Source organism: Sedimenticola sp., assembly GCF_050289425.1.
GTDB lineage: Bacteria > Pseudomonadota > Gammaproteobacteria > Chromatiales > Chromatiaceae > Sedimenticola.
The window spans coordinates 209,947-234,160 of the sequence record NZ_JBNKFS010000003.1; the positions used below are offsets into that span (position 1 = coordinate 209,947).

23 protein-coding genes are annotated in these 24,214 nt (G+C 57.2%); 12 read left to right on the forward strand and 11 right to left on the reverse strand.

From position 1 onward, the window contains the following. The first annotated feature begins 58 nt into the window (after positions 1-58). Positions 59-250 (forward strand): hypothetical protein, encoded by a 192-nt coding sequence (locus tag ACQY5R_RS03250; RefSeq protein ID WP_428604421.1) that lies wholly within the window; start codon positions 59-61, stop codon positions 248-250. Positions 251-323: 73 nt separating this feature from the next. Here the strand turns inward: ACQY5R_RS03250 and ACQY5R_RS03255 are convergent, their stop codons facing one another. Beyond that, the gene (locus ACQY5R_RS03255) at positions 324-1,169 is read right to left on the reverse strand and encodes a LysR family transcriptional regulator (protein ID WP_428604424.1); all 846 of its coding nucleotides are present in this window, start codon (positions 1,167-1,169) and stop codon (positions 324-326) included. A gap of 189 nt (positions 1,170-1,358) precedes the next feature. Between ACQY5R_RS03255 and msrB the strand changes: the two genes are divergently transcribed. Further along, positions 1,359-1,928: a peptide-methionine (R)-S-oxide reductase MsrB gene (gene msrB, locus ACQY5R_RS03260; RefSeq protein WP_428604427.1), complete on the forward strand. Its 570-nt coding sequence runs from the start codon at positions 1,359-1,361 to the stop codon at positions 1,926-1,928. 10 nt (positions 1,929-1,938) lie between these two features. Here the strand turns inward: msrB and ACQY5R_RS03265 are convergent, their stop codons facing one another. From ACQY5R_RS03265 to ACQY5R_RS03280, 4 genes are all read right to left on the reverse strand, one after another. Then, positions 1,939-2,349 (reverse strand): Mov34/MPN/PAD-1 family protein, encoded by a 411-nt coding sequence (locus ACQY5R_RS03265; RefSeq protein WP_428604429.1) that lies wholly within the window; start codon positions 2,347-2,349, stop codon positions 1,939-1,941. A 173-nt stretch (positions 2,350-2,522) separates the two neighbouring features. Next, positions 2,523-3,581, reverse strand: a complete 1,059-nt coding sequence (locus tag ACQY5R_RS03270; protein ID WP_428604432.1) for a DUF3549 family protein — start codon at positions 3,579-3,581, stop codon at positions 2,523-2,525. 27 nt (positions 3,582-3,608) lie between these two features. Continuing rightward, positions 3,609-4,052, reverse strand: coding sequence for a YcgN family cysteine cluster protein (locus tag ACQY5R_RS03275; RefSeq protein ID WP_428604434.1), 444 nt, complete (start codon positions 4,050-4,052; stop codon positions 3,609-3,611). A 465-nt stretch (positions 4,053-4,517) separates the two neighbouring features. Continuing rightward, positions 4,518-4,805 carry a hypothetical protein gene (locus ACQY5R_RS03280; RefSeq protein WP_428604436.1) on the reverse strand — a complete coding sequence of 96 codons (288 nt, stop codon included), beginning with the start codon at positions 4,803-4,805 and terminating at the stop codon, positions 4,518-4,520. Positions 4,806-4,964: 159 nt separating this feature from the next. On the opposite strand from ACQY5R_RS03280, the gene ACQY5R_RS03285 reads away from it, so the two are divergent. Beyond that, positions 4,965-5,807, forward strand: coding sequence for a tetratricopeptide repeat protein (locus ACQY5R_RS03285; protein ID WP_428604439.1), 843 nt, complete (start codon positions 4,965-4,967; stop codon positions 5,805-5,807). A 17-nt stretch (positions 5,808-5,824) separates the two neighbouring features. On the opposite strand, the gene sthA is transcribed toward ACQY5R_RS03285, so the two are convergent. Continuing rightward, on the reverse strand, positions 5,825-7,222 hold the full coding sequence (gene sthA / locus ACQY5R_RS03290; RefSeq protein WP_428604441.1) for a Si-specific NAD(P)(+) transhydrogenase: 1,398 nt from the start codon (positions 7,220-7,222) through the stop codon (positions 5,825-5,827). Positions 7,223-7,391: 169 nt separating this feature from the next. On the opposite strand from sthA, the gene ACQY5R_RS03295 reads away from it, so the two are divergent. After that, on the forward strand, positions 7,392-7,529 hold the full coding sequence (locus tag ACQY5R_RS03295; protein WP_428604443.1) for a hypothetical protein: 138 nt from the start codon (positions 7,392-7,394) through the stop codon (positions 7,527-7,529). Positions 7,530-7,584: 55 nt separating this feature from the next. On the opposite strand, the gene ACQY5R_RS03300 is transcribed toward ACQY5R_RS03295, so the two are convergent. After that, positions 7,585-8,019, reverse strand: a complete 435-nt coding sequence (locus ACQY5R_RS03300) for a host attachment protein (protein ID WP_428604446.1) — start codon at positions 8,017-8,019, stop codon at positions 7,585-7,587. Between the two features lie 436 nt (positions 8,020-8,455). Here ACQY5R_RS03300 and ACQY5R_RS03305 point away from each other — a divergent pair, with 436 nt between their 5' ends. The 6 genes from ACQY5R_RS03305 (at position 8,456) to ACQY5R_RS03330 (ending at position 19,266) form a co-directional block, all read left to right on the forward strand. Beyond that, the gene (locus ACQY5R_RS03305; protein ID WP_428604449.1) at positions 8,456-12,703 is read left to right on the forward strand and encodes an EAL domain-containing protein; all 4,248 of its coding nucleotides are present in this window, start codon (positions 8,456-8,458) and stop codon (positions 12,701-12,703) included. A gap of 153 nt (positions 12,704-12,856) precedes the next feature. Further along, entirely contained in the window at positions 12,857-13,126 is a 270-nt protein-coding gene (locus ACQY5R_RS03310) for a hypothetical protein (RefSeq protein ID WP_428604452.1), read from the forward strand. 276 nt (positions 13,127-13,402) lie between these two features. Next, positions 13,403-14,566: an alcohol dehydrogenase-like regulatory protein ErcA gene (ercA, locus tag ACQY5R_RS03315; protein ID WP_428604454.1), complete on the forward strand. Its 1,164-nt coding sequence runs from the start codon at positions 13,403-13,405 to the stop codon at positions 14,564-14,566. Beyond that, positions 14,550-16,301 carry a NahK/ErcS family hybrid sensor histidine kinase/response regulator gene (locus ACQY5R_RS03320; protein ID WP_428604457.1) on the forward strand — a complete coding sequence of 584 codons (1,752 nt, stop codon included), beginning with the start codon at positions 14,550-14,552 and terminating at the stop codon, positions 16,299-16,301. Before ercA ends, ACQY5R_RS03320 begins: the two co-directional genes overlap by 17 nt. Positions 16,302-16,431: 130 nt before the next feature. Beyond that, entirely contained in the window at positions 16,432-17,439 is a 1,008-nt protein-coding gene (gene cobS, locus ACQY5R_RS03325; protein ID WP_428604460.1) for a cobaltochelatase subunit CobS, read from the forward strand. A 9-nt stretch (positions 17,440-17,448) separates the two neighbouring features. Next, positions 17,449-19,266 carry a cobaltochelatase CobT-related protein gene (locus tag ACQY5R_RS03330; protein ID WP_428604463.1) on the forward strand — a complete coding sequence of 606 codons (1,818 nt, stop codon included), beginning with the start codon at positions 17,449-17,451 and terminating at the stop codon, positions 19,264-19,266. Positions 19,267-19,311: 45 nt separating this feature from the next. On the opposite strand, the gene ACQY5R_RS03335 is transcribed toward ACQY5R_RS03330, so the two are convergent. The 4 genes from ACQY5R_RS03335 to ACQY5R_RS03350 all read right to left on the reverse strand — a co-directional run bounded on the left by ACQY5R_RS03335 (position 19,312) and on the right by ACQY5R_RS03350 (position 22,194). Next, the gene (locus ACQY5R_RS03335; RefSeq protein ID WP_428604465.1) at positions 19,312-19,989 is read right to left on the reverse strand and encodes an ABC transporter ATP-binding protein; all 678 of its coding nucleotides are present in this window, start codon (positions 19,987-19,989) and stop codon (positions 19,312-19,314) included. Continuing rightward, positions 19,989-20,699, reverse strand: a complete 711-nt coding sequence (locus ACQY5R_RS03340; RefSeq protein WP_428604468.1) for an ABC transporter permease — start codon at positions 20,697-20,699, stop codon at positions 19,989-19,991. The genes ACQY5R_RS03335 and ACQY5R_RS03340 overlap by 1 nt, the downstream gene beginning before the upstream one ends. Before the next feature lie 67 nt (positions 20,700-20,766). After that, positions 20,767-21,741, reverse strand: a complete 975-nt coding sequence (locus tag ACQY5R_RS03345; RefSeq protein ID WP_428604470.1) for an ABC transporter substrate-binding protein — start codon at positions 21,739-21,741, stop codon at positions 20,767-20,769. 69 nt (positions 21,742-21,810) lie between these two features. Continuing rightward, the gene (locus tag ACQY5R_RS03350) at positions 21,811-22,194 is read right to left on the reverse strand and encodes a c-type cytochrome (protein WP_428604472.1); all 384 of its coding nucleotides are present in this window, start codon (positions 22,192-22,194) and stop codon (positions 21,811-21,813) included. Positions 22,195-22,413: 219 nt separating this feature from the next. Between ACQY5R_RS03350 and pqqB the strand changes: the two genes are divergently transcribed. After that, positions 22,414-23,337: a pyrroloquinoline quinone biosynthesis protein PqqB gene (gene pqqB / locus ACQY5R_RS03355; protein WP_428604474.1), complete on the forward strand. Its 924-nt coding sequence runs from the start codon at positions 22,414-22,416 to the stop codon at positions 23,335-23,337. After that, the gene (gene pqqC / locus ACQY5R_RS03360) at positions 23,334-24,065 is read left to right on the forward strand and encodes a pyrroloquinoline-quinone synthase PqqC (RefSeq protein ID WP_428604479.1); all 732 of its coding nucleotides are present in this window, start codon (positions 23,334-23,336) and stop codon (positions 24,063-24,065) included. Before pqqB ends, pqqC begins: the two co-directional genes overlap by 4 nt. The last annotated feature ends 149 nt before the right edge of the window (positions 24,066-24,214 follow it).

The following is a 24,214-nucleotide window of genomic DNA, read 5'->3' on the forward strand; positions in this document are numbered from 1 at the left end:
AGTAAAAATTATCATCTGAATAATCAATTTCTAGCCATTAATTGTTGGAGATCTGACAGTGAGTAGACGTTCCGATAGGGATGAGTATGATGACGACCTCGGCGAGTGGTCGGATGTGGTGCATCATAAGAATCGCAAGCAGAATGATGGGGGCAGAAGCAAACGCTCAAGTATGCGCGACAAGGAGAGTGGCCCACGTAAACCGAACAGCCCACGCAGGAATACCAACAAGCATTCGGACTATTTTTGATTCATTTTGAGCCGGCGCGCGCTCCCGCCGCGCCGGCTCTATCCCGCTCCTGCCTGCGTCACCGCGCCAATATTCAGCGTGACGGCTTCAGGTACTCCCAGGCACTTTTTATCGGTTGGCGCTGCTCGCTTTCCGGGCGAATGACCAGATAAATCTGCCGCTCCAGCACCGGTGCGTCTTCAACCTGGAACAGGGTCCCCTGTTGCAACGCCTGGGTCACCATCTGCTCGGCCAGGTACGCGGTACCTCCCTGTTCCCGAATCAGATCGTAAGCCAGATCACCGGAGCCGCAGCGCAGCCTTGGCATGGTTACGTCGGGAAAATGCTCCGCATGCTGCGTGGCGAAACTGTTGCCCCAATCCACCATGGTATAGTCGGCTTGTACCGCCTCGTTAGCGGATAGTCCCGGGTGAGAAGAGACCATCAGCAGCGGTACATCCATGACCTTGCGGATCAGTAGTTCCGACATCTGGGGCGGCTCGAACATGAACACCAGATCGAGCAGACCGGCGGTAAGGCGCTGGATCAGGGTGTCCCGGGTCAGAATCTCCACCTGGATCATCATCTCCGGGGTCTTCCGGGACAGTTCCAGGCAGACCGCTTTTACCAGGATGGCCCAGAGGTCATTCATGCAGCCGATAGCGATGGAGTCGGACAGTGACGACTCCATGGCGATATCCTGCCGCGCTCTCGCCCACCCCTTTACAATGGTTTCGGCATGGCGCTGCAGACGGTTGCCGGCCACGGTCAATTGGATGTCGCCTCGCTTGCGAATAAACAGCTCGACCCCCAGGGTCGACTCAAGCTGCTTGATGCGGGCACTGACGGCCGATTGGGTGACGCAGAGTGTTTCGGCCGCTTTGCCGAAATGGCGAACCTTGGCAACTTCAAGGAATGTTCTGAGCAGCGCAATATCCATGCAAAACGTTCGCTAAATTAGGGGTTTGCGGAGCATGACATTTCATGACATCGAATGCAATTCGGGCCTGTCCGTTGGCTTGGTGTGGCTCAATCTGGCAAATGTCACAGTTTTATAACGGGCGAAACAAAGCGCCGGTGTTCTGGGTCTCTGTTTGCAGACATTCACGCATTTATTTAGGAGTACGAGATGAGAGAATATTTGACAGCCATTGCCCTGATGGCCGCGGCGACCACGCTGGGAGCCCAGGCGGCCAGCGATAACATGGCATCGGACAAGACGATGTCGCAACCGGCGTCGACCTCGATGATGACGCCGGCCCAGCGCTATGCGAAGCCGACGGATGAGCAGTTACGTAAACGGCTAACGCCGTTGCAGTATGAGGTCACCCAGGAAGAAGCAACCGAGCAACCCTTCAAGAATCCCTACTGGAATGAGAAAAGGGCCGGGATCTATGTGGATGTGGTGACCGGTGAACCGCTGTTTTCCTCCCGCGACAAGTTTAAGTCGGGGACCGGCTGGCCCAGTTTTACCCGGCCGATCAGACCGGATGCCGTGGTGAAGGAGAGAGATTTCAAACTGATCTGGCCCCGCACCGAGGTGCGCAGCCGCTATGGCGATTCTCATCTGGGGCATGTGTTTGATGATGGCCCCCAGCCCACCGGTTTGAGGTACTGCGTCAACTCGGCGGCGTTACGCTTTATCCCGCGAGATGAGTTGGTGGCCGCCGGTTATGCCGAGTATCTGGGCGATCTGTGATCAGAGGGTGTCAGGAAACCAGGTCTTCCTCTTCAAACCGGTTACTGCTCAGTCGCCAGGAGCGTAGTTCGGCGATTCCCCCCGGGGTGATCGACGCGATCAGGTAGGAGTAGCCGGGGGAGACCATGTGTCGTTCGCCCTCTGTGGGAATATGACTCTGGTCTGGTAGGGCACGCCAGATTCCGACGATCTCCAATCCCTGGTGTTCGGCTGTCTCCTCAACCTGTTGCGGGTTGAGGAGTTCCAGCCGGAAGTCGCCTTCCATCTGCTCGGGATAGCTCACCTGCTCAACCTTGTGTACCGATATATGCCCCTGTACCTGTTTGCCGAACAACACACCACAGGTCTCATGGGGATAGGCGAGACTCGCCAACAGCCCCAGCTGATCACGCAGATGTTGGGACAAGTAAAGGTGTGACATGTACAAAGAATAGGGCATATTTCTGGCAACGGAATATTTTTTTGCCGGAACCCTATGATTTAACAGGTATTTAATGTGGTATTAGTGAGGCTGGATAGGATCCGGCGTCGTACTCGGACCCTGTCTCAGGTAGATAAATTCTTGATGTGAGGCCGCGACCAGCGTTCGCCTGGTCAGTTTTGATTCACACCGTGGAATAGGGCGCCGATCGCTTGGGAGAGTGGTGCAGAGCGGTTGGGATCGCGCACCGCCGTGAGGATCGGTTGGCGCATGCCCGGCAGATAGAGCAGGTCGGCCATGCAGAGATTAAACGCCTCCTGTCCAGCGCTGTTTTCGGCCAGTCGCTCCAGGAACAGATTACCGAGAGTTCCGTCCAGGAGCTGCTCCCAGGCGCGCCCCGAGACAGCTGTCAGGATCTCGATGTGGTTACCGGTCGGAGAGGACAGGACGTCATGGATCAGCTTCTGTTGTAGCGATTGAGAGCGGGAACAGGCGCTGCCGCGAATGGCGGCCGCCAGCAGGCCGGGGTCGGGTGAGGGCTGTGCCAACTCCTGCTCAACCCGCTTCAGCAATGCCTCGGTGACCGGCACGGCAAGGGTCTCATTCTCCAGGCAGTGGCACAGCGCGATCAGCGGTTGCGTCGGCATCGCTGTTATCGCCTTGGTTACCAGGGTCTCATTCTCTTCCTGATCCAGCCGAGCCGCCACGTCGGCGATGCCCTGGTAGCCGACAAAGGACCACTGCTCCCAACCGGGTTCACCGGCAAAATAGCGCTGTGCGTGGGTGTAAAAACGGGAAGGGGGCGCGTTGAGCAGGCGAGAAATACGGGCATGGAACACCGCCATGCGGTCATCCTTCGGTTTGAAGCTGTAGGGGTTGTCCTGCAGTGCCGATTCCAACTGCTCGCCCTCTTTGTCGGCCTGCATCTTTTCCCCGATTCGCTCAATCAGGCGATGCATGAAATCGTCACGCGCCGCCTGCAGTAGTTTTCCCTGCTCATCCAACGGCATGCGCAGGAACCAGATTAAAGGTTCTTGCTGTCCACGCTTATCCTGGAATAGCAACGCAAACCACGCCTGCTGCTGTAGTGGGTAAGGGTAGGGGATGGCGGTCTGTTCAAATTGCAGGAAGCGATCGCGGGCGATCTTTACCACCCGGCGTCCCATGTCAAAAAAGCGTAAACGGGCGCCGGTGGTTTCCAGGAATTCGGTGATGGTACTGATCTGTTGCACGGGTGGTCTCGCAAGGAATGGATGGGGTCACCGGATCCAGTCTATGATGTGGTGTTCCAGGTCGTCGGCCTGCAGCTCACTGATCACCCGTCCGCCCACCGAGTGGCCGCTGAAGATAACGCTATCTTCCTCCCCGCTGATGAGCGGGTGCCAACTCGGCAGCGGCTTGCCTTCCGCCAGCAGGCGATAGGCGCAGGTCTCGGGTAGCCAATAGGGGTCTTGCAGGACATCGAGGGTGATGGTGACACAGTCCGGTACGTTGGTGGATCGGTTGGGATAATCGCTGCAGCGGCAATCCGACTGGTCGAGATAGCGACAGCAGACATTGGTGAACTGGATCTCCCGAGTCTCTTCATCTTCAAAACGGTGCAGACAACATTTGGCGCAGCCGTCGCACAGTGACTCCCACTCTTGGGCGGTCATGGCGGAGAGGGGCTTTTGGGTCCAGAAAGACAATTCGGCGGAAGACATGCGCGTATTCTACCAGCCATTGAAGGGGTGTGGCTCCCCTTCTGTTGGATTTCGTCGGAGAGAGGACGTAGTGAAAAACCGACCCCGTCGCCGGAATACGTGCGTCTGCGGCTAAAATCCCGAGTTGGCAGGATGGGATGGGGGAGTGGAAGCAGAGCGTCCTGCGCGTGGAATGGCCTTGGCTAAAGTTACTATTTTCTATCAGAATTTTACGCTAACCCTTTGTCCGTTTGGGAAATTGTCCACACCAAGCCGAGATTGAACCCAACAACCGGGGTTTGAAGCGGGCGAAGTGGCCCTATTTTGAAAAGTCAACATAAGATATTGATTTATAAAAACAATTAAAATCGTATAAAAAATAACCAATTTAATATTAAGGTTTTATGAATGGGCCGTTCCGGGTCTTTTCAGCCGCTTTTCCACAATGTTATCCACAGGATTTGTGGATAACTGGTTGCGCGGCAATTACTCGACGCCAGCAGATGGAGGGGTGTTTTGAATCGGGGGCTTTTTTTGCGCGGGAAGGGCTTCGCGTTGCAACTGCTGATCGAGCAGACGGTTCCGCTCACGTTGTGCCGCGATCTGTGCCTGTAACGCCTCCAGGCGGCTCCGCTGTGCCTGGGTCGTCTGCCGTATTTGCTCGGCCTCTTGCTGAAGCCGATCCCGTTGCGTCGCCATCTTTGCCGGGTCATCGGCCGCAAGCGGAGTAGAGATTAACAGCAGAAAAGGGATCAGGTGGCGTAGCTTATTCATCGTTGTTGGAATCGGGGCGAAAGGGTGAAATCAGACGGCTATTGTGCCAGTTGCCGGGCGAATCTTCAGCAATGGATTGCGGATAGTCTCCAGGAAGGGGAAATGGGTCGATTTTCATGGGATACTACGCCGTTTTCTTTTTCTTTAGGAGTCTACGGGATGCTCTCACCGCGGCGTTCCATATCGCAGGGGCAGGATACCGATCGGTCGCAACGGCAGGAAGCCGTCACCTACGAACTGGGCGTGGCCGCCTACGCGCGGCGTGCCTATGACGAGGCGTATCGTTGCTGGTCGCAGTTGGCTGAACGTGGCGATATGCAGGCGCAATACGGTCTGGCGGTGCTGTTCGATCGTGGCGAGGGGATTGCCCGGGATCTCTCCAAGGCGGTGGACTGGTACCAGCGGGCAGCGAACCAGGGCGTGGCGGATGCACAGTACAATCTTGCCCTGCTCTACAACGAGGGGATCGGGGTCCAGGCCAGTCGCCAGCGTGCGATAGGTTGGTTTCGCAAGGCGGCCGAGCAGGGCGATGCCGAGGCGCAATATCGTTTAGCCCGCTGTTATGACCAGGGTTTGGGGTTGGTCAAAGATCCGAGCCAAGCGGCTGCCTGGTACCGAAAAGCGGCGGAGCAAGGGCACGCGGCAGCGCGCAACTGCCTGGGCGACATGTATCGAACCGGTGATGGCGTTAAGCGCGATTACGCGCAGGCGCTCTATTGGTTGACCCTGGCGGCGAGACAGGGCTATGGCTACGCCCAGGTGAATCTGGGTTACCTGTATGATCACGGTCTGGGCGTGGCCGCAGATCCCCAAGAAGCGATCAACTGGTACCGTGAGGCGGCCCTGCACGGTGATCCCATGGCTCAATACAACCTGGCCGAGATGTTCCGTATCGGGCGGGGTGGGCAGCAGGACCGACAGCAGGCGATCCGCTGGTATCGCAAGGCGGCGGCACAGGGACACCCCGGTGCCGCCAAGCGCCTTAAACAGTTGGACGCCTGAGCGTCCCCTGCTCGGATTTAAAAGATGCGGTTGAGGCCGTTCAACGCCGCCACGCGGTAAGCTTCGGCCATAGTGGGGTAGTTGAAGGTGGTCTCGGTGAAATAGAGCAGGCTGTTGGCGCTACCCTTTTGCGACATAATGGCTTGACCGATGTGAATGATCTCCGCCGCTGTCTCACCAAAACAGTGGATACCCAGTATCTCGAAGGTCTCGCGGTGGAACAGGATCTTCAGCATGCCCACGGTATGTCCAGTGATCTGCGCCCGGGCGATACTTTTGAACATGGCATGGCCCACCTCGTAGGGGATCTGCTGTTCTGTCAGTTCCCGTTCGCTCCTGCCGAGTGAGCTGATCTCCGGATTGGTGTAGATACCGGTAGGAAATTGTTCGATCAGGCTCCAGTCACACTTGCCGGCGCTAATCTGTGCCCCGACAAAACGACCCTGATCGTAACTGGCGCTGGCCAATCCGGGAGGTCCGGCCACATCTCCGGCGGCAAAGATATGCGCCAGGTCGGTCTGGTACTTTTCGTTGACTTCGATCTGCCCCCGGTGGTTGATGCGGACGCCGATCTCTTCAAGCCCCATGCCGCCGGTGTTGCCCGAGCGTCCGTTGGCCCAGAGTAGGATGTCTGTCTTAAATTTTTTCCCTGATTTGCAATGCAACACTACACCGTCATCCAACGGCTCGACTTGTGTGTACTCTTCGTTATTCCGAATCACCACTCCCTGGTTGCGCAGGTGGTAGCTAAGGGCATCGGTGATCTCATCGTCGAGAAAGGAGAGCAGGCGGTCACGGGTATCCACCAGATTCACTTTCACATCCAGATTGCAGAAGATAGAGGCATATTCGCAGCCAATCACCCCTGCGCCGTAAACAGTCAAAGATTTGGGGGTGTGTTTCAAGGACAGGATGGTGTCACTGTCGTGTACCCGTGGATGGGAGAAATCGATATCGTCCGGGTGATAGGGGGATGAGCCGGTGGCAATCACAAAGTGATCGGCCGTTACCTGCTCGGAGGAGCCGTCCACATGCAGAATATTCAGCGTGTGGGCGTCGAGAAAGTTGGCGATACCATAGAAGATATCCACATTGTTACGGGAGTAGTAGCGATAGCGAGTACTCACTTGCTCCTGGATAACCGAATCCGCTGCCCGCAACATGCGTGGATAGTCCACGTTGACCTGTTCCACCGTGTGCTGGAACAGGGGGTTGCGCTTGTAGTCCACCATCATTGAGATGTTATGGCGTAGCGCCTTGCTGGGGATGGTACCCCAGTGGGTGCAGCCGCCACCGACCTTGTCGTGTTTTTCGACAATGGCGATCTTCTGGCCGGATTTGGTCAGCTTCATGGCCGCGCCTTCGCCGCCGGGGCCGCTGCCGATAACGATGGTGTCGAAATGCTTTTGCGTCATATTGTCAGTTCTTCAGAGAGGCTAGTGGGTGGCCGGAAGGTGTCCGCCGAACTGCTGTGGCGGCAATGCCGGCCCAAGTCTTGTTATCTAATTTTTTAATATAATCATTAGTATACCCTGTGTATACGGTTCGGGCCAGAAATAGAACGGATCTCCCTGTTAATTTAGGATGACCGTATTATTATTTTTGATGTTTTTGTTGGCGGAGTGTGATTTTTATTGGTTGGTGTGCGGCGGCGGTCAAGTTAATGCGGCTATTTGTGGTGAAGAAGCGGTTGAAACGGGGAATGGTATTGGCCTGTTTTGATATACCTGCCTACGCCGTGAAGCAGCTTGCCATCATGGCGTAGGCAGGGGGTCGGTCAGAGTCTGTGGGGCAAATTCTTGCGGATGGTCTCCACATCATGGGCGGTGAGATTTTTGGATATCTCCGTGGCTACCATTTTTTGCAACGGTTGCGGCTGTTGTTTTCTCAGCAGACCGAGGAAGCTGGGTGCGGCGATGACGTGAAGTTTGTTGAAATGGCCCTGGGCGCGGCCGGATTCCAGGGTGGCACAGACCTGGTGTGCAAAACGTACCGCTTCATCATATTTAGCCTCATCCGTGTGTCCGATATCGTGGCTGCGTGGGCCGGCACTGCGGTCGCGGCCCGGCTTGTCCGCGAGCAGATCACCGGTATGCAGGCGGGCTTCAGGATGATCCAGTGTCTGGATTTCGACCAGTGGGCTAAAGGCGTTCTCGGCGGAGAAGATTCGTGCACGGCTTGTGTCAGCTACAACTACCCAGGCTGCATTCATAATTATTCCTCTCTCAGGTGATGATCGGGTCGACGACCCTGGGCCTTAAAGTATAGAGGATTCTCACCCGAGAGATACGGAACGGTTTGCTCAAAAATTCCCTCTTCCGGAAACGATGAGGGCCTTCCGGGTTATCTTTCTGAAGCGTCATTTTCTCCTTTCTTGGCGCAACGGGTTAATTGCGGTCACATTTTTTCGCAATTCGAAATCCACGAGGTCACCCTGTTCGTCTATGTTTATAGGCTATAGGTTCTGGCTTGGTAGCCGCTACCTCTAGTGACGGACGAGCCGATTGTGGCCAGGCGTGCTTTTCGGACCATTGGGTGATCGGTGATCCGAGAAGGGAATCCAACCCAATGGAGCGCCGTAAAATTCAATCGAGATGAGGCGGGAGTGGTAATGAATGGATTCGGCCAAGACCATCCTTCAGAAATAAATGGATACCGGTAGCTACACCGAACTTCTCAATAACGTCATCCTGCTACTGGCATTGGCGGTTATTTATGAAGTATTGGGACTGACCCAACTGGCCCACAAGCGTTGGCGGGAGGTCAGTACGGGTCTGTTGGTGGGCGTGACCGGTGTCGTGCTCATGCTTACCCCTTGGGAATTGGCGCCCGGAATCTTCTTCGATACCCGATCGGTTTTGTTGAGCTTGTGTGGACTGTTTTTTGGCTGGGTTCCCACGCTGATTGCGGCGCTCATAATTGGGTCGGTGCGCGTACTCCAAGGTGGCGATGGGATGATGACCGGTATTGCCGTTATTGTCTCCATGGCGCTGGTCGGTCTGGGGTGGCGCCATAGGCGTGCTGCCAAAACAGCTTCAATCAGTTGGTTTGAATTGTATCTGTTTGGTGTCGTCACCCATCTGGTCATGCTTGTCTGCATGCTGCTGATGCCGTCAGGAATACGCTGGACTGTTATTCAGACAGTGTCGCTGCCGATACTGGTGATCTATCCGGTTGCTACCCTGGTGATGGGGTTGATGCTGCAGCGGCAGGATCAACTGCGGCAACTGTATCAAGACATAAAATTCAAGAATGCCTTGCTGGAGACGGAACAGGAGTCGTCGGGTGATGGCATCCTGACCATGGATGAGCAGGGGCATATTCTCTCCGCCAACCAGCGTTTTATCGATTTATGGAGAGTTCCCGAGGCACAGCTTGCCGGCCATTCCGTAGAGGCGATCACCCAACTGATTCTGGATCAGATCACTGAGCCGGAAACACTTGTCCGGCAATTGAGTCACCTGGAGGAAAGTCCGCGGGAATTACTGAGTACCCTTGTCCCGTTAAAGGATGGTCGTGTGTTTGATCTTTACTGCACACCGCTACGTGGGGAAGACGGGGGCAGCTATGGGCGTATGTGGTCCTTTCGCGATGTAACGGAGCGTGAACTGGCGGCACTGGAACTGGTCAAGGAGCGCAACCAGGCGGCCAACATCCTGGAGGGAACCCATGCCGGTAGCTGGCAATGGGAGATTGCCAGCGGGCAGTTGGTTGTGGATGCCCGTTGGGCGGAGATGTTCGGTTGGACCCTGGATGAATTGCTCCCGATCGATATCACGACTTGGCGGAGTCGTCTGCATCCGGATGATTTGCCCCTGTTGAATGAAGCGTTGAAGCGACACTTTCACCGCATCACGGATTATTTCGATATGGAGTATCGCCTGCGCCACAAACGGGGGTATTGGGTGTGGGTCAATACCCGCGGCAAAGTCGTGCGGTGGGGAAGCGATGGAAGGCCGCTGCAGATGAGTGGCACCAACCTGGATATCAGTCAACGCAAGCAGGTAGAACAGGATCTGAGGGTCAGTGAGACGCTATTTCGTAATAGCTTTAAGGTGAGTCCGGTAGCGGCTTCGATCTCCGGTGTGAGGGATGGTCGTTATTATGAAGTCAATGAAGCCTATACCGAAACGTTTGGTTGGACCGAGGAGGAGTTGCTCTCCGGCAGATCTGTAACCATCGGCTTGTGGCCATACAAGGAAGATCGGGATGCTTGGCTGGAGGCACTGTATCAACATGGCATCCTGCACAACTATGCGGTGAAGATGTTTAACAAGGCCGGCCAACTGCTGGATATCCAACTCTCCGCCTGCCTGATCGATTACACCGATGAACCCTGTATCCTCACCATGCTGCATGATGTGACCGAGCAGCGGCACGCCGAGGATGAGATCAGAAAGCGTGAGATGCGTTATCGCGCCCTGTTTGACAGCGCCGATGTTTCGATCTGGAATGAGGATTTCAGCGAGCTGTATGGTGAATTGGAGCGGTTAAAAGCTGAGGGTATCACGAGCTTACGTCAGTATTTGGTGGAGAACCCGGCGGCTGTTTCTGAACTGACGCAAAAGATCAAAGTGCTGCATGTCAATCAAGCGACTCTGCGGCTGTTCGAGGCAGCGGATGAAGGCGCCTTTGTCGGCTCCATTGAGCACTACTTCGGCGAGAATACCCATAACGTCTTCATCAATGAACTGTGTGCCATATGGGAACGGCGTCACCACTTCAGTGCCGAGGTAAAACTCAAGACCTTGGCAGGCCGGAGCATCACCTGTGTGATCTCGCTCCCCCTTTCCCAAAGCGAGGAGGATATGCGCAACGTGCCGGTCAGTTTCCTGGATATCACCGACCGGGTAGAGGCTGAGCAGGCATTGGCAGCGAGCCAATCTCTCTACAGCATCATCATCCATTCCATGGATCAGATCGGTGAGGGACTGTTTATCGTGGCGGCAGACTCGCGTATCGAATACATGAACCAGACCATGATCGACTGGTTCGGTGATCACACCGGTGAGTTCTGTCGTGAATCGATTACCGGACTCAAAGGGGTCTGTGGTATGGAATCCTCCACCCAGAAGAGTGGTCTGGGACGTACAGTGCAGTACCAATCCGCCACCGCCGATGGGAAATATTTCGAATTTGTCGGTACCCCTATTGTGAACCGGGATGGCAGCGTCTCCCGATTGGAGGTAGTACGGGACGTGACTGAGCGAAAGCGTTATGAAGAACAGATCGCCACCCTGTCCCAGGTGGTGGAGCAGAGCCCGGTCTCGGTGGTGATAACCGATATCGATGGCAATATCGAATATGTGAACAGCGCTTTTGAGCGGACCACCGGCTATCCGTCCGCGGAGGTCGTCGGTAATCATACCCGGTTGTTACAGTCCGGATTGACACCGGAGACCAAATATCAGGAGTTATGGGCGGAGATCACTTCGGGCCATTCCTGGCAGGGTGAACTTCAAAGCAAGAAAAAGAGCGGCGAGCTGTTTTGGGAGAGTGTGCACATCGCCCCGGTACTGGATGAGGTTGGAAATATTAAGAATTTCCTGGCGGTGAAGGAAGACATTACGTTACAGAAAGTGCAGGAGGAGCGGATCCTGCAACAGGCTCATTTTGACAGTCTGACCGGTTTGCCGAACCGTTTTCTCTCCCTGGATCGTCTCTCTCAATTGATCAAGGATGCCAGCCGTAGCGGCCGTTATGTCGCCGTGCTGTTTCTGGATCTGGATGATTTCAAGAAAGTGAATGACAGCCTCGGCCACGAAGTGGGTGATCAACTGCTCGGCATGGCGGCGGAACGTCTCAGTTCGACCATTCGCGATCAGGATACGGTGGGTCGTTTGGGTGGCGATGAGTTTCTCTTCTTGCTGGGTAGTCTCGTCGATATCAATCACTCCGTGCACGTGGCCGAGCACATTCTGGAGCAGTTCCGCCGCCCGTTTGTGCTGGATGGCCGCGAACTGGTATTAACGGCCAGTGTCGGAGTGGCGATCTACCCCGATGATGGCGATACCCCGGCTGAATTGTTACGGAATGCCGATACGGCGATGTATTACTCCAAAGAGGCGGGGCGTAACACGTATCACTATTTTACCGATGAGATGAATCAGGGGGTCTCGCGGCGATTGAATCTGGAAGAGCAACTGCGTGGTGCCCTGGTGCGAAACGAGTTCAAGGTTTTTTATCAGCCGCTGATTGAAATTGCCACGCGTCGCATCATCGGTACCGAGGCGTTGTTGCGTTGGAACAATCCCAAATTGGGCGCGGTATCGCCGGCTGAATTCATCCCCATCGCCGAACAGACGGGGCTGATTGTTGCCATTGGTGAATATGTCATCACAGTGGCAATGGAACAGCTGGCGGTCTGGCAGCGGGACCATCCGGGGCCGATGAAAATGGCAGTGAATATCTCCCCGCGACAATTTCGCGATCCCCAGTTGGTGCCGTTTATCCAGCAGCAGATTGAACAGGCCGGCATTCGGGCCGAATCGCTTGAATTGGAGATCACTGAGGGGGTACTGCTGAGTGGTTATACCCATGTTGAATCGGCCTTGTCACAGCTGAACCGACTCGGTGTGGCTATCTCTATGGATGATTTTGGTACCGGCTACTCATCCCTCAGCTATCTGCGCAGCTATCCTTTCGATATTCTTAAGATCGACCAGAGCTTCATTAACGATATTACGATCGATGAAGGCGATCGTGAATTGGTCAACGCGGCGATTGCCATGGCCCATGGGCTGGGTTTGAAAGTGGTGGCGGAGGGAGTGGAGACCGAAGAGCAGTTGCACCATCTTATCAGTCAGCGCTGTGACTACGCCCAGGGCTACCTGTTCAGCCAGCCAGTGACCGGAGACCAGATTAAGGCTTTACTCAACAGTGAAGAGATCGCCTAGCACAACCCGCTAACTGGGCCGGTTCGAATCCTGAGTGGCATTCATTCCCGGCCGCCATGGCAAGTCGCGGTGAGAAAAACAGTTGCAGCAGAGAGGCCATTGACTTATTTAATGGTTATGAATAGCGCAGACCCGACCTGTAGGATATGAGTGATGAAACCGACTGAAGAAGAACTGGAGCTGGCGCTGCAAACGGCGTTACAGATGCGCAATGAGGGAGAGGATCCCCATCATCTGGCCAAGGCGTTGATTTATCTGCACCGGCGTGACGAGATGCTGGAGCGGGTGCTGGACCACCTGGAACTGTTCCTGCGCTTTGGGCTGCCGGTGGAAGAGCATATGAAGCTGGTTCGCCTGGTGGAGGAGGCGAAGGTTCAGGAGATCAAAGAGGCGGGGACGGATCCGGAAAAATTGGGTTTGTAAATCCGGTAAGTGCCGTGTCCGTCACAAACGGTTTGCTCCCCCAAACCGTCATATCATATAAGCCACACCGGCCTACCCCGCTGTTTTGAGGGTTGACCTGGCCGGCAAATAATAATTATAACGAATACGTTATACTCAGATATGTTCCGGTGCCTGCCAGGTTGGTGGCGGATTCAACCTTGACCGGTATCTGGGTATGGCTCACCTTAAATAAAGGTAGACAGTGGTTTGACACTTCCCTGAATATGCCCCCTCATCAGCAGCTGGAATGGATCAATGAGTAATGATTTGTCCAATCTTCGTAAGTTTGTCGCACCTGAAGTGATTTTTGGTTCCGGCGCGCGTAAAAGCGTCGCCAACTATGCCAAGACTTTCGGTGCCCGCAAGGTGTTACTGGTTTCTGATCCGGGAGTCGAAGCGGCGGGCTGGGTCGATGACGTTTCCCAGACCCTGGGCGAGGCGGGAATCGATCACGTTACCTTTACTCAGGTTTCTCCCAATCCTCGCTCCCATGAAGTGATGGCCGGTGTCGATTACTACCGGGAGCAGGGTTGTAACGTTATCGTTGCCGTGGGCGGTGGCAGTCCGATGGATTGCGCCAAGGGTATCGGTATCGTCAGCGCCAACGGCAAGCATATCCTCGATTATGAAGGAATCGACCAGATCCGTTCCCCCATACCGCCGTTGATTTTTATTCCCACTACGGCGGGTACATCGGCCGATGTTTCGCAATTTGCCATTATCAATGACCAGTCGGAGCGGGTGAAAATCTCCATCGTCAGCAAGGCGGTGGTACCGGACGTGGCCTTGGTGGATCCCGATACCACCTTGACTATGGATCCCTTCCTGCGTGCCTGCACCGGTCTGGATGCCTTGGTACATGCGATCGAGGCGTTCGTTTCCACCGCTTCAGGCCCGATGACTGACATGTTTGCGCTGGATGCTATCCGTCTGATCAATGGTAATCTGGAGCAGCAGGTGGCCAATCCCAACGATGAGCGGCTGCGCGAACAGATCATGCTGGGCTCGATGAAGGCGGGGCTGGCCTTCTCCAACGCCATCCTTGGTGCCGTGCACGCCATGTCCCACAGCCTGGGCGGGTTTCTCGATCTTCCCCATGGCTTGTGTAACTCAATCCTGCTGGAGCACGTGATCAACTATAACTACAGCGCCGCCACGGACCGCTTCAGGATCATCGCCGACACCATGGGCTTGGATACCCGTGGTCTCAACAGTACCGAGGTGAAGGCGCGACTGTTGGCCCGGGTGGTGGAGTTGAAACAGAATATCGGCTTGTATCAGAAGTTGGCCGAAATCGGCGTCCGTACAGCCGATATACCCACCCTGTCCGCTAAAGCCGTCAAAGATCCCTGTCTGTTGACCAACCCGCGTAAATCCAATCGACGTGATGTCGAGGTGGTCTATGAAGAGGCGCTCTGAGTCGCCTGACCCGGATGCGGAGGAGCAAGAATTATCCTTCCAGGACCTAATCGGCCTAGGCTCACACTCGGCCCGCAAGAGCCACTACTCCGTCCTGGAAGAGAAGCTGGCGGAGCTGGAGGCGGAGCGTAATCGTTACAAGTGGCTTTTTGAAAACGCCCTGCACGGTATTTTCCAGGCGGATTTTAACGGTACGGTGCGGGCGGCCAATCCGGCGTTTGCGGCCATCTGTGGCTATGACGACAGTCGACAGATTATCGATCAGCCACAACTGCTTGAAACACTGTTTGACGACCCCGCGGACTATGCACAGTTGAAGCGGGAACTGCGGCAGACCGGCAAGGTGTACCGATTTCTCTCCTCCCTGAATAGACGTGACGGTGTACGCATTCATGTCTCGATGAACGCGCTGTTGAAGAGTGAGGCGGGGGAGGAGCTGTTTGAAGCCTTCGTGCTGGATATCTCCGCCTTCAAAGAGGCGCAGGAGGCGCTGACCCGATTGAACGAAGAGCTCGAGGCGCGGGTTATGCGGCGTACCCGGGAACTGACCGTGCTGAACGAAAAGCTGGTGTTGGAGATCGGCGAGCGGGAACAGATGCAGGAGCAGTTGCGTCTGGCCAAGGAGGCGGCGGAGCAGGCCAACCTGAGTAAGGACAAGTACCTGGCTGCCGCCAGCCATGATCTGTTGCAACCGATGAATGCGGCCCGGCTGCTGGTGTCGACCCTGCGGGAGCGGACACTGGCTGAACAGGACAGCTATCTGGTGGAGCGAGTGCATTTGGCGCTGGAGGGTGCGGAAGAGTTGCTGAATGATCTGCTGTATATCTCCAAGCTGGATCAGCAGGCAGTGCAGCCGAAGTTTGAAGTGTTTTCGATCCAGCAGTTACTCGCTTCCCTGGAGGGGGAGTTCCAGCCGCTGGCCGCCTGTTCCGGTCTGCAACTGAAGGTGCTCCCGTCCAGCCTCTGTGTCCGTTCGGATGTCCGCCTGCTGGGGCGAATCCTGCGCAACTTCATCAGCAACGCGCTGCGATATACCAATCAGGGTCGGGTTCTGGTGGGATGCCGGCGCAAGGGCAGCCAGCTGAGCATTCAGGTTTGGGATACCGGGGAGGGGGTGCCGGACGATCGGTTGACAGAGATATTTCATGAGTTTTATCAACTGGATAGCCATCGCCGTAGCGGACGCAAAGGGGTTGGCCTCGGGTTGGCTATCGTGGATCGCCTGGCACGCATGCTGGATCATTCGATTGAGGTCAGTTCCTGGCCGCAGCAGGGATCGATGTTTTCGGTGGAAGTGCCTCTGGCGGACGCCGTCGAGTCGCAACAGGCCGCCTATAAGCCGGAGATGGCCGGTGACAACCTGGAGGGCGCCTGTATCCTGGTGTTGGATAATGATGAAAATATCCTGATCAGCATGGAGGCGTTGCTGCGGCAATGGAACTGTGTAGTCTATCTGGCTCGTGACCAAGAGGAGGCGATCGACCTGTGCAAGTCCCGTTCTCTGCGACCGGACGTGATCCTGGCTGATTATCATCTGGATCGGGGACAGACCGGCACCGATGCGGTGTTGGCGATGCGCCACTGTGCCGGTACCGATATCCCGGCGGCGATTATCACCGCCGACTACAGTGATGAGAGCATCCAGCTATTCCAAGATCTGCGTATGCCGCTGCTGAATAAACCGGTGAAGCCGGCCAAGCTGCGTGCGCTGTTGAGTCATCTGTTGCGCGATTAACTACTCCAAGTGGTGGACGGAGTGATACCTAAGAAGCATTCAATCTCTTCTTCCGGGCCGATACACTAGGCAGGCTCCGCGCTTTGCGGTCCCCCGTAGTCGGCTATTTTCTAAATGGGAATCCGGTAAAATGAGTGATCTTGAACCCGCCCTGAGTGGAACCCACGGCTTTTTTCTGCATGCCCCCGACCTCTCCATGCCGGTGCGCGAACTGTTTGATATCGACAGCGATATGACGGTACCGGCGTTCTCCCAGGGTAATGAGTATGTGCCGGACCTCGATTCCAGCTACCGTTTTGATCCCGAGACCACCCTGGCTATCCTGGCCGGGTTTGCCCACAATCGGCGTGTCATGTTGCAGGGGTATCACGGCACCGGCAAATCATCCCATATTGAGCAGGTGGCGGCGCGACTGCGCTGGCCCTGCATCCGTGTCAACCTGGATAGCCACGTCAGCCGTATTGACCTGATCGGCCGGGATGCCATCGTGCTGAAGGATGGGCAGCAGGTGACGGAGTTTCGGGAAGGCATACTGCCCTGGTCCCTGCAGCATCCCTGCGCCCTGGTGTTTGACGAATACGACGCCGGTCGCCCCGATGTGATGTTCGCCATCCAGCGGGTGCTGGAGGTGGAGGGAAAACTGACCCTGCTGGATCAGAACCGGGTGATCCGTCCGCACCCCTTTTTCCGTCTGTTCGCCACCGCCAACACCATCGGCCTGGGTGATACCACCGGCCTGTATCACGGTACGCAACAGATCAACCAGGGGCAGATGGACCGCTGGTCGCTGGTGCAGACCCTGAACTATCTGCCGCATGACGTGGAAGTGGATATCGTGCTGGCCAAGCTGGCGGAACTGGATAACCCGGCGGGACGCGAGACGGTCAGTGCCATGGTGGAGCTGGCGGACCTGACCCGCCAGAGTTTTATCAACGGCGATCTCTCCACCGTCATGTCACCACGCACGGTGATTACCTGGGCCGAAAACAGCTGTATCTTCAACGATTGCGCCTACGCGTTTCGCGTCACCTTCCTGAACAAGTGTGATGAGCTGGAGCGGCCGGTCGTGGCGGAGTTTTATCAGCGTTGCTTCGCCCAGGAACTGCCCTTGAGCGCCACTTGTGTGGCGCTGAGCTGAGACGGGCCCGTGCCGGAAACCGCCGCCGATCTGTTCCAACGCGTCACCGGCGCCACCCTGCGCGCTCTGGCGGCGGCGCCCGATACCCCGGTCCGTTTTGCCCCTTCCGCAACCTCCACCGATGAAGATTCGGTACAGCTTATCGTGCATGGCGAGGGAGCGCTGTCGGCCGATGACCGGCAGCGACTACGCGGCCAGGCCGATGCCGCGGCGTTGCGACTGCGTTTTCACGATGCCCGGCTGCACCGCCTGCAACTACCGGGGGACGGTGAGGCGCGCCAGCTGTTCGAACTGCTGGAGCAGGCCCGGGTCGAGGTGTTGGGTACAGCCCGCTTACCGGGTGTGGCGCAGAATCTGGCCGCGTTGCTGGAGCGCCGCGGTCGGGCACTTGGCTGGGCCCGGGCACAACGACGTGCCGATGTGCCGTTGGCGGAAGGGGTGGCCCTGCTGGTACGGGAACGATTAAGCGGCGGTGGACTGCCCGTTGCCGCCCACCGGGCGGCCGATTTCTGGCGCCCCTGGGTGACGGATCAGGGCGTGATGCTGCAGCTGGATGCGTTGCGTCTCGTGATCGGTGATCAGGCTGAGTACGGCCGGCAAGTGTGTGATCTGCTGACGGACCTGGGGCTGGATATGCGTCCCCGGGAGGCGTCGGCCAGTGTCGCTCCGTCCTGGCCGGACGAGTCGGGAAACGAGGGCGATGCGACAGACGCCGAGGGTGGGGCTGAATCGGCCGATCCGGGAGGTGGCGAGGCCGCTGAGGACGCCGGACAGGTGTGGCCGGCCAAATCCGATAGCGAGGGAGGGGGGCTGTCTGAAGCGGCGGCCGACGGGGGCGTTGCTGAGCAACCGGTCCGCGTCAACTGGCTCGATCCGCAACAGGCTATCTGCTCCGATTATCGGGCCTACAGCTGCGAATTCGACCAGGCGGTGGAGGCCGACGAACTGGCCGACAGTGATGAACTGGCTGCGTTGCGCCGCCAACTCGATGGTCAGCTATCGCCGTTGCAGGGATTGGTGGCGCGTATCGCCAACCGGCTGCAGCGGCGTCTGCTAGTGCAACAGCAGCGAGCCTGGGAGTTCGATCAGGAAGAGGGGCTGCTGGATGGGGCGCGGATTGCCCGGGTAGTTGCCAACCCGACCCATGCACTGTCTTATAAACGGGAAAAACCGGCGGCATTTCGCGATACCGTGGTCACCCTGTTGATCGACAACTCCGGTTCCATGCGCGGCCGGCCGATTACCGTGGCGGCGCTGAGCGCCGATATCCTGGCCCGCACTCTGGAGCGTTGCGGGGTGAAGGTGGAGGTGCTCGGTTTTACCACCCAGGCCTGGAAAGGGGGCCGGGTATGGGAGACATGGCAGCAAGCGGGAGAACCGGATAATCCAGGCCGTCTCAATGAATTGCGGCATATCATCTACAAACCGGCCGATCAGCCCTGGCGCCGGGCGAAGAACCGCATCGGCCTGATGTTGAAGCCGGGATTACTGAAGGAGAATATCGACGGTGAGGCGCTGATCTGGGCCTACCGGCGCCTGATCCGGCGTCCCGAGGCGCGCAAGATCCTGTTGGTGATTTCGGACGGTGCACCGGTGGATGACGCCACCCTGACGGTCAATCCTCCTCATTACCTGGATGCCCACCTGCGGCAAGTGATCCAGTGGTTGGAGCGACGCACGCCGGTGCAGCTGATGGCTATCGGTATCGGTCACGATGTGACCCGCTATTACCGACAGGCGCTGATGCTGCGGGAACCGGAAGAGTTGGGTGGGGCGATGCTGCAGCAGTTGGCGCAACTGCTGGATACCCGATTGGCGCCCGGTTGAGCGGCGGAGAGAAGGATGGGTTTTCCATCCGGGATTGATGAGCGGTCAGCCCCAATCATCAAACAGGCGGCTGACCTGTTGTGCGATGGTGACCGGATCGCGTCGTTCGTCGGCGTTCAGATTAATCGGTATTTCCCGCTGGATTTGCGTTGGGCGGCCTCCCAGTAACAAGACGCGCTGGGCCAGTTGCACCGCTTCCCGGGGATCATGGGTCACCAGCAACACCTTGAGTTCATGGTGCTCGATGATCTGCAGCAGCAGCAAACGCAGTTGTGCCGCCCGCGCCTGATCCAGCGAGTTGAACGGCTCATCCAGGATCAGTATCTCCGGTTCCCGCACCAGCGCGCGGGCCAGCGAGACACGCCGCGCCATTCCCAGGGAGAGCCGGGAAGCCTCCAGCGTGGCGACCTCCTGCAGACCGACCTCTTGCAGCAGCTGTTGAATCTTTTCCGGCCGGTCGGGTGCCACCAGTGCGATGTTGTCGTAGACACTGCGCCACGGCAACAGGCGCGGTTCCTGAAATACAAAGCCGAGCTGTACCTGCCGGTTGTTGATCGTGCCTTCAAAGTCGTTGTCGAGCCCGGCGATAATACGTAACAGGGTGGTCTTGCCGCAGCCGGAAGGGCCGAACAGGGCGGTGGTCTCCCCCTTGGTCAGATCGAATTGAATCGGCCCCAGGACGGTATGTTGCCGGTAAGTCTTGCGCTGGATGTGAATCTGCATTACGCGTCCCGCCACCGATTCACGCGCCGTTCCCAGGGTCGGATCAGGCCCTGTTCGATGCCCCAGATAATGACGATAAAGGCCAGTGAATAGGCCAGTATCCCGCTGACATCAAACAGCTGGAAATAGAGGTGCAGTTGGAAACCGACGCCGTTGCTGCGTCCCAGCAGTTCGACCACCAATACGATCTTCCAGACCAGCGCCAGGCCGGAACGGGCGGCGGCGGCGACAAAGGGTGTCAGTTGTGGCCAGATCACCGCTTTTAAAGTGGTGCTTCGCGACAGCCGGTAACAGCGCGCCATCTCCAGCAAGTCCCGGTCCAGTGCCTTGGCCCCTTCGCGTAGCGTGACGGCCACATTGGGGATCTTGTTAAGGGCTACCGCCAGCACCGCCGCCGCTTCGTTCAGTCCGATCCACAGGTAACAGAGAATAATCACTACCAGGGCAGGCAGGTTGAGCATAAGCAACAGCCAGGGATCGAAAAAACGGTCGGCGGTTTCGTGCAGGCCCATGTAGAGTCCGATGGCGCTGCCGACGGCCATGGCCAAGATAAAGGCGCCACCTACCCGTCCCAGGGTGATCAGGCAGTGGTGTAGCAGGTCGCCTCCGCCCAGTTCAGTGGCGATGCGCTGGAATACCAGCCAGGGGGTGGGAAGGGTCTCGGTGTGGATGATAAGGGCGGTCAGTGTCCAGAGCACCAACAGCAGCATCAAGGAGGCGATCTGCAGGCGGGCCTCCCGCCATGATGGGCTGCTTGTAGGGCCTGGAATGGGTTGATTAATAGTGGATCTCCTCAATGAAGGTACCCGGGGCCAGCGTGCTGGCCTGGCCTACCAACGGTTCGCCGCCCAACTCGGCCAATAGGTGGAATAATCGTTCCGCCTGTTGACGTTCCGCTTTACCCCAATGGGCCGGTATGCCAGAGCGGTAACCGTTTTTCAGCAATTGGAAACTCGCCTCGCTATCTGCATTCATCAACGGTTTCAGGGGCAGCCAGGCATCCGACTGGGTTGCCAGGATTTCCTTGGCGCGACGTGCGGCGCGGTCGAAAGCCTGCACTAGGTCGGGGTGCTGTTGGTTGAGTGCCGGGCTGAAGACATAACCGACCATCGGTACATCCGGCGGCATCCCCAGTTGTTGCAGCGCTTCGCCGATATCGATCAGGCGCCGGAAACCGGCGGCCTCCAAGCGTGCCGCATAGTGCCAGAAGGTGACGACCGCATCCAGTTCACCGCTTTGCAGTTTTTTCGCCAATAGCGGTGGTGCCCCGTATACCGCATCAATCTGTCGCTGCAGGTCGATGTCGTATTGCTGACGGGCGAGGGCCTGGAGTAACAGCCAGTTTTTGTCCACCGGTCCACCGGCGATGCCCACCTTTTTCTGCTTCAGGTCGGCGAGGTGGGTAATACCGCTGTCGGCGGCTACCATGACGGCACCGTTCATACGCGAATAGGGCAGGAAAGCGTAACCGCGTCCGGCGCTGCGTTGGCGCGAGACCCAGAACCAGTCATTGACAATCAGGTCCACCGCATCACCGTGCAGGGCGGTGGTGGTGGCCAGCTTGCCGGCGTAGGGAATCACTTCAAGCCGGAAGCCTTCCGCTTGGTCCAACTGGTGGCTTATGATGGTCTGCAGTTCCCAGTTTACCGTCCCGAACTGGAGAACGCCGGCGCGTAGTACAGGCAGTTCTGCCAGCGCCGGCTGCCATAAGCAAAGCAGTGTCAGAATACCTGCCAGGCTGAATCGCCGCATGTTATCAAACTCCTATTTGTGACGCCTGCCCGCCCAGACGTCAGCGTCGGGCCGTCTGCTGGGTGGGTATCAGAGCTTGTGAAGATACTCTATTACCGCGTTGCGTTCTGCCTCGCCCTTCAGCATGAAACTCATTTTGGAGCGGCCGCCGCCCTTGGATTTGAGATATTTGGTCGGGTTATCCAGATAGGCATGGATCTCCTCTTCCGTCCAGGTGATAGCCGATTTTTCGCAAGCCGCTTTGTAACCGTCAGAATAAGCATAGCCCTGAACACTACCACAGGGACGCCCCACCACGCCGCTTAGCGGGGGGCCGAACTTTGGAGGATCGCTTGGGCTGACGGTATGACAGGATTGGCATGCCTTGAAAATAGCTTCCCCGTCGGCCGATGAAACGGGACCCGCAAACAGTAACATACCGGATGCAAACGCAAGTGCCGCAACTTTAATCATGGATCTTCTCCTAAAAAGGTAATAACGCCTGGGGTTAGGGTATGTACCCGACCCGAATCTGGCGCCAAAAATGCCAAGGCCGGGGATGGAGATCAATTCACCTTTTGTCTAGTCTGCCCATTTCCCACAGGATCATTGGACTTTTGTCGCATTGTCGACCGTGTCTCTGAGTCACTAATCTTTTTTAGAACGAATCAATCTAGGGTGATGGGGCGTACTATGCGATTTCTGGTTCTGGGCTCGGCGGCGGGTGGCGGCTTTCCGCAATGGAATTGCAATTGCGGTAACTGTCAACGCGCCCGTGCCGGTGATCCGGCAGCCCGTCCCCGCAGCCAGTCATCACTGGCTGTGAGTGCAGACGGTGATTGCTGGTTTCTGCTCAATGCCTCCCCCGATCTGCGTGACCAGATCGCCGCTAACCGGGTATTGCATCCGCGGCATGGCAAACGTCACAGTCCGATTCAGGGTGCGGTATTGACCAATGCCGACGTGGATCACGTGGGTGGGTTGTTGACCCTGCGTGAGAGTCAGCCGCTGAATGTCTACGCCACCCGTCGCGTGCAGGGCGTACTGCGTGACAACAGCCTGTTCAATATCCTTAACCCGGAATTTGTCGAGCGTATCGCCCTGCCAACCGACGAGACGGTAGCGCTGCGTCGGGTTGACGGTAGCCCCTCCGGTTTGCAGGTCACCGCCTTTCCCGTGCCGGGTAAGGTCGCCCTCTATCTGGAGGATGCGACGGCCGGAGAGAACTTCGGCACGGTGGCGGAAGATACCGTCGGCCTGCGTATTACAGACGGCTCCAAGGTGGCTTACTACCTACCGGGCTGTGCCGCGTTGCCCGAATCCCTGCAGCAGCGTATCGGCGGTGCCGATCTGGTGTTTTTCGACGGCACTACCTGGACCGATGACGAGATGCTCACCACCGGTGTCGGACACAAAACCGGCCAGCGTATGGGGCATATGTCCATGTCCGGGCCCGACGGCACCCTGCAGGCTTTTTCCGGCATCCCTATCGGGCGTCGGGTATTCATCCACATCAACAACACCAACCCGGTCTTACTCGACGACAGTCCGCAACGGCTTGAAGCTGAACAGGCGGGTTGGGAGATCGGCTATGACGGCATGGAGATCAGACTATGACCACACCCCTCACCCCGGATCAACTGGAAGAAGCTTTACGGGCGATCGGCGCGGAGCGCTATCACAATCTGCATCCCTTCCATAAGCGGCTCCACTCCGGGCAGTGTACCCGCGGTCAGGTGCAGGCCTGGGCGCTCAATCGTTACTACTACCAATGCGGCATCCCGCGTAAAGATTGTGCACTGATGGCGAATATGGAGCAGAAACCGATGCGTATCGAGTGGCGACAGCGCTATTTCGATCATGACGGTTTGGGTGACGATGAAGGCGGTATCGAACGTTGGTTGCGGCTGACCAGCGCACTGGGACTGGATCGGGACTATGTGATCTCCACAAAAGGAATACTGCCGGCCACGCGCCATGCCGTGGATGCCTACATCCATTTCGTACGCGACAAGCCTCTGTTGGAAGGTATCGCCTCCTCACTCACCGAACTGTTTGCGCCATCGATCCATGCGGAGCGCATCGCCGGTATGCTGGAACACTATGACTTTGTAGATGACAGCATGGTCGGTTACTTCCGCGAGCGGCTCACCCAGGCGCCGCGTGACGTGGAATTTGCCCTCTCCTATGTGCGCCAGCAGGCCGTGACCGTGCCGCAACAGGAAGCGGTGCTGAATGCCCTGCGTTTCAAAACTGACGTGCTGTGGGCCCAGCTGGATGCGCTCTATTTTGCCTATGTGGCGCCGGGCATGATTCCGCCCGGAGCCTTCGTGCCCGAATCCTAAACCTCCGTATCATCACGCGTTGTCCTCCTGCCGCCGGAGATACTTTTCCGGCGGCATTTTTTTTGTCCAGGAATGGACTTATGCCGCGGAGCACAAGGATGTGCGGGAGCGGCGTTGGGAAGGGATGGACTTATGCCGCGGAGCAGAAG

Coding starts and splice junctions, on each gene's coding strand:
- ACQY5R_RS03350 (WP_428604472.1), bottom strand. CDS start 22,194: ATGATTAAAGTTGCGGCACTTGCGTTTGCATCCGGTATGTTACTGTTT.
- ACQY5R_RS03300 (WP_428604446.1), bottom strand. CDS start 8,019: ATGAATGCAGCCTGGGTAGTTGTAGCTGACACAAGCCGTGCACGAATC.
- ACQY5R_RS03295 (WP_428604443.1), top strand. CDS start 7,392: ATGACCGTATTATTATTTTTGATGTTTTTGTTGGCGGAGTGTGATTTT.
- ACQY5R_RS03275 (WP_428604434.1), bottom strand. CDS start 4,052: ATGTCTTCCGCCGAATTGTCTTTCTGGACCCAAAAGCCCCTCTCCGCC.
- pqqB (WP_428604474.1), top strand. CDS start 22,414: ATGCGATTTCTGGTTCTGGGCTCGGCGGCGGGTGGCGGCTTTCCGCAA.
- ACQY5R_RS03265 (WP_428604429.1), bottom strand. CDS start 2,349: ATGTCACACCTTTACTTGTCCCAACATCTGCGTGATCAGCTGGGGCTG.
- sthA (WP_428604441.1), bottom strand. CDS start 7,222: ATGACGCAAAAGCATTTCGACACCATCGTTATCGGCAGCGGCCCCGGC.
- ACQY5R_RS03310 (WP_428604452.1), top strand. CDS start 12,857: ATGAAACCGACTGAAGAAGAACTGGAGCTGGCGCTGCAAACGGCGTTA.
- ACQY5R_RS03320 (WP_428604457.1), top strand. CDS start 14,550: ATGAAGAGGCGCTCTGAGTCGCCTGACCCGGATGCGGAGGAGCAAGAA.
- ercA (WP_428604454.1), top strand. CDS start 13,403: ATGAGTAATGATTTGTCCAATCTTCGTAAGTTTGTCGCACCTGAAGTG.
- ACQY5R_RS03335 (WP_428604465.1), bottom strand. CDS start 19,989: ATGCAGATTCACATCCAGCGCAAGACTTACCGGCAACATACCGTCCTG.
- ACQY5R_RS03255 (WP_428604424.1), bottom strand. CDS start 1,169: ATGGATATTGCGCTGCTCAGAACATTCCTTGAAGTTGCCAAGGTTCGC.
- ACQY5R_RS03345 (WP_428604470.1), bottom strand. CDS start 21,741: ATGCGGCGATTCAGCCTGGCAGGTATTCTGACACTGCTTTGCTTATGG.
- ACQY5R_RS03280 (WP_428604436.1), bottom strand. CDS start 4,805: ATGAATAAGCTACGCCACCTGATCCCTTTTCTGCTGTTAATCTCTACT.
- cobS (WP_428604460.1), top strand. CDS start 16,432: ATGAGTGATCTTGAACCCGCCCTGAGTGGAACCCACGGCTTTTTTCTG.
- ACQY5R_RS03285 (WP_428604439.1), top strand. CDS start 4,965: ATGCTCTCACCGCGGCGTTCCATATCGCAGGGGCAGGATACCGATCGG.
- pqqC (WP_428604479.1), top strand. CDS start 23,334: ATGACCACACCCCTCACCCCGGATCAACTGGAAGAAGCTTTACGGGCG.
- ACQY5R_RS03305 (WP_428604449.1), top strand. CDS start 8,456: ATGGATACCGGTAGCTACACCGAACTTCTCAATAACGTCATCCTGCTA.
- ACQY5R_RS03340 (WP_428604468.1), bottom strand. CDS start 20,699: ATGCTGCTGTTGGTGCTCTGGACACTGACCGCCCTTATCATCCACACC.
- msrB (WP_428604427.1), top strand. CDS start 1,359: ATGAGAGAATATTTGACAGCCATTGCCCTGATGGCCGCGGCGACCACG.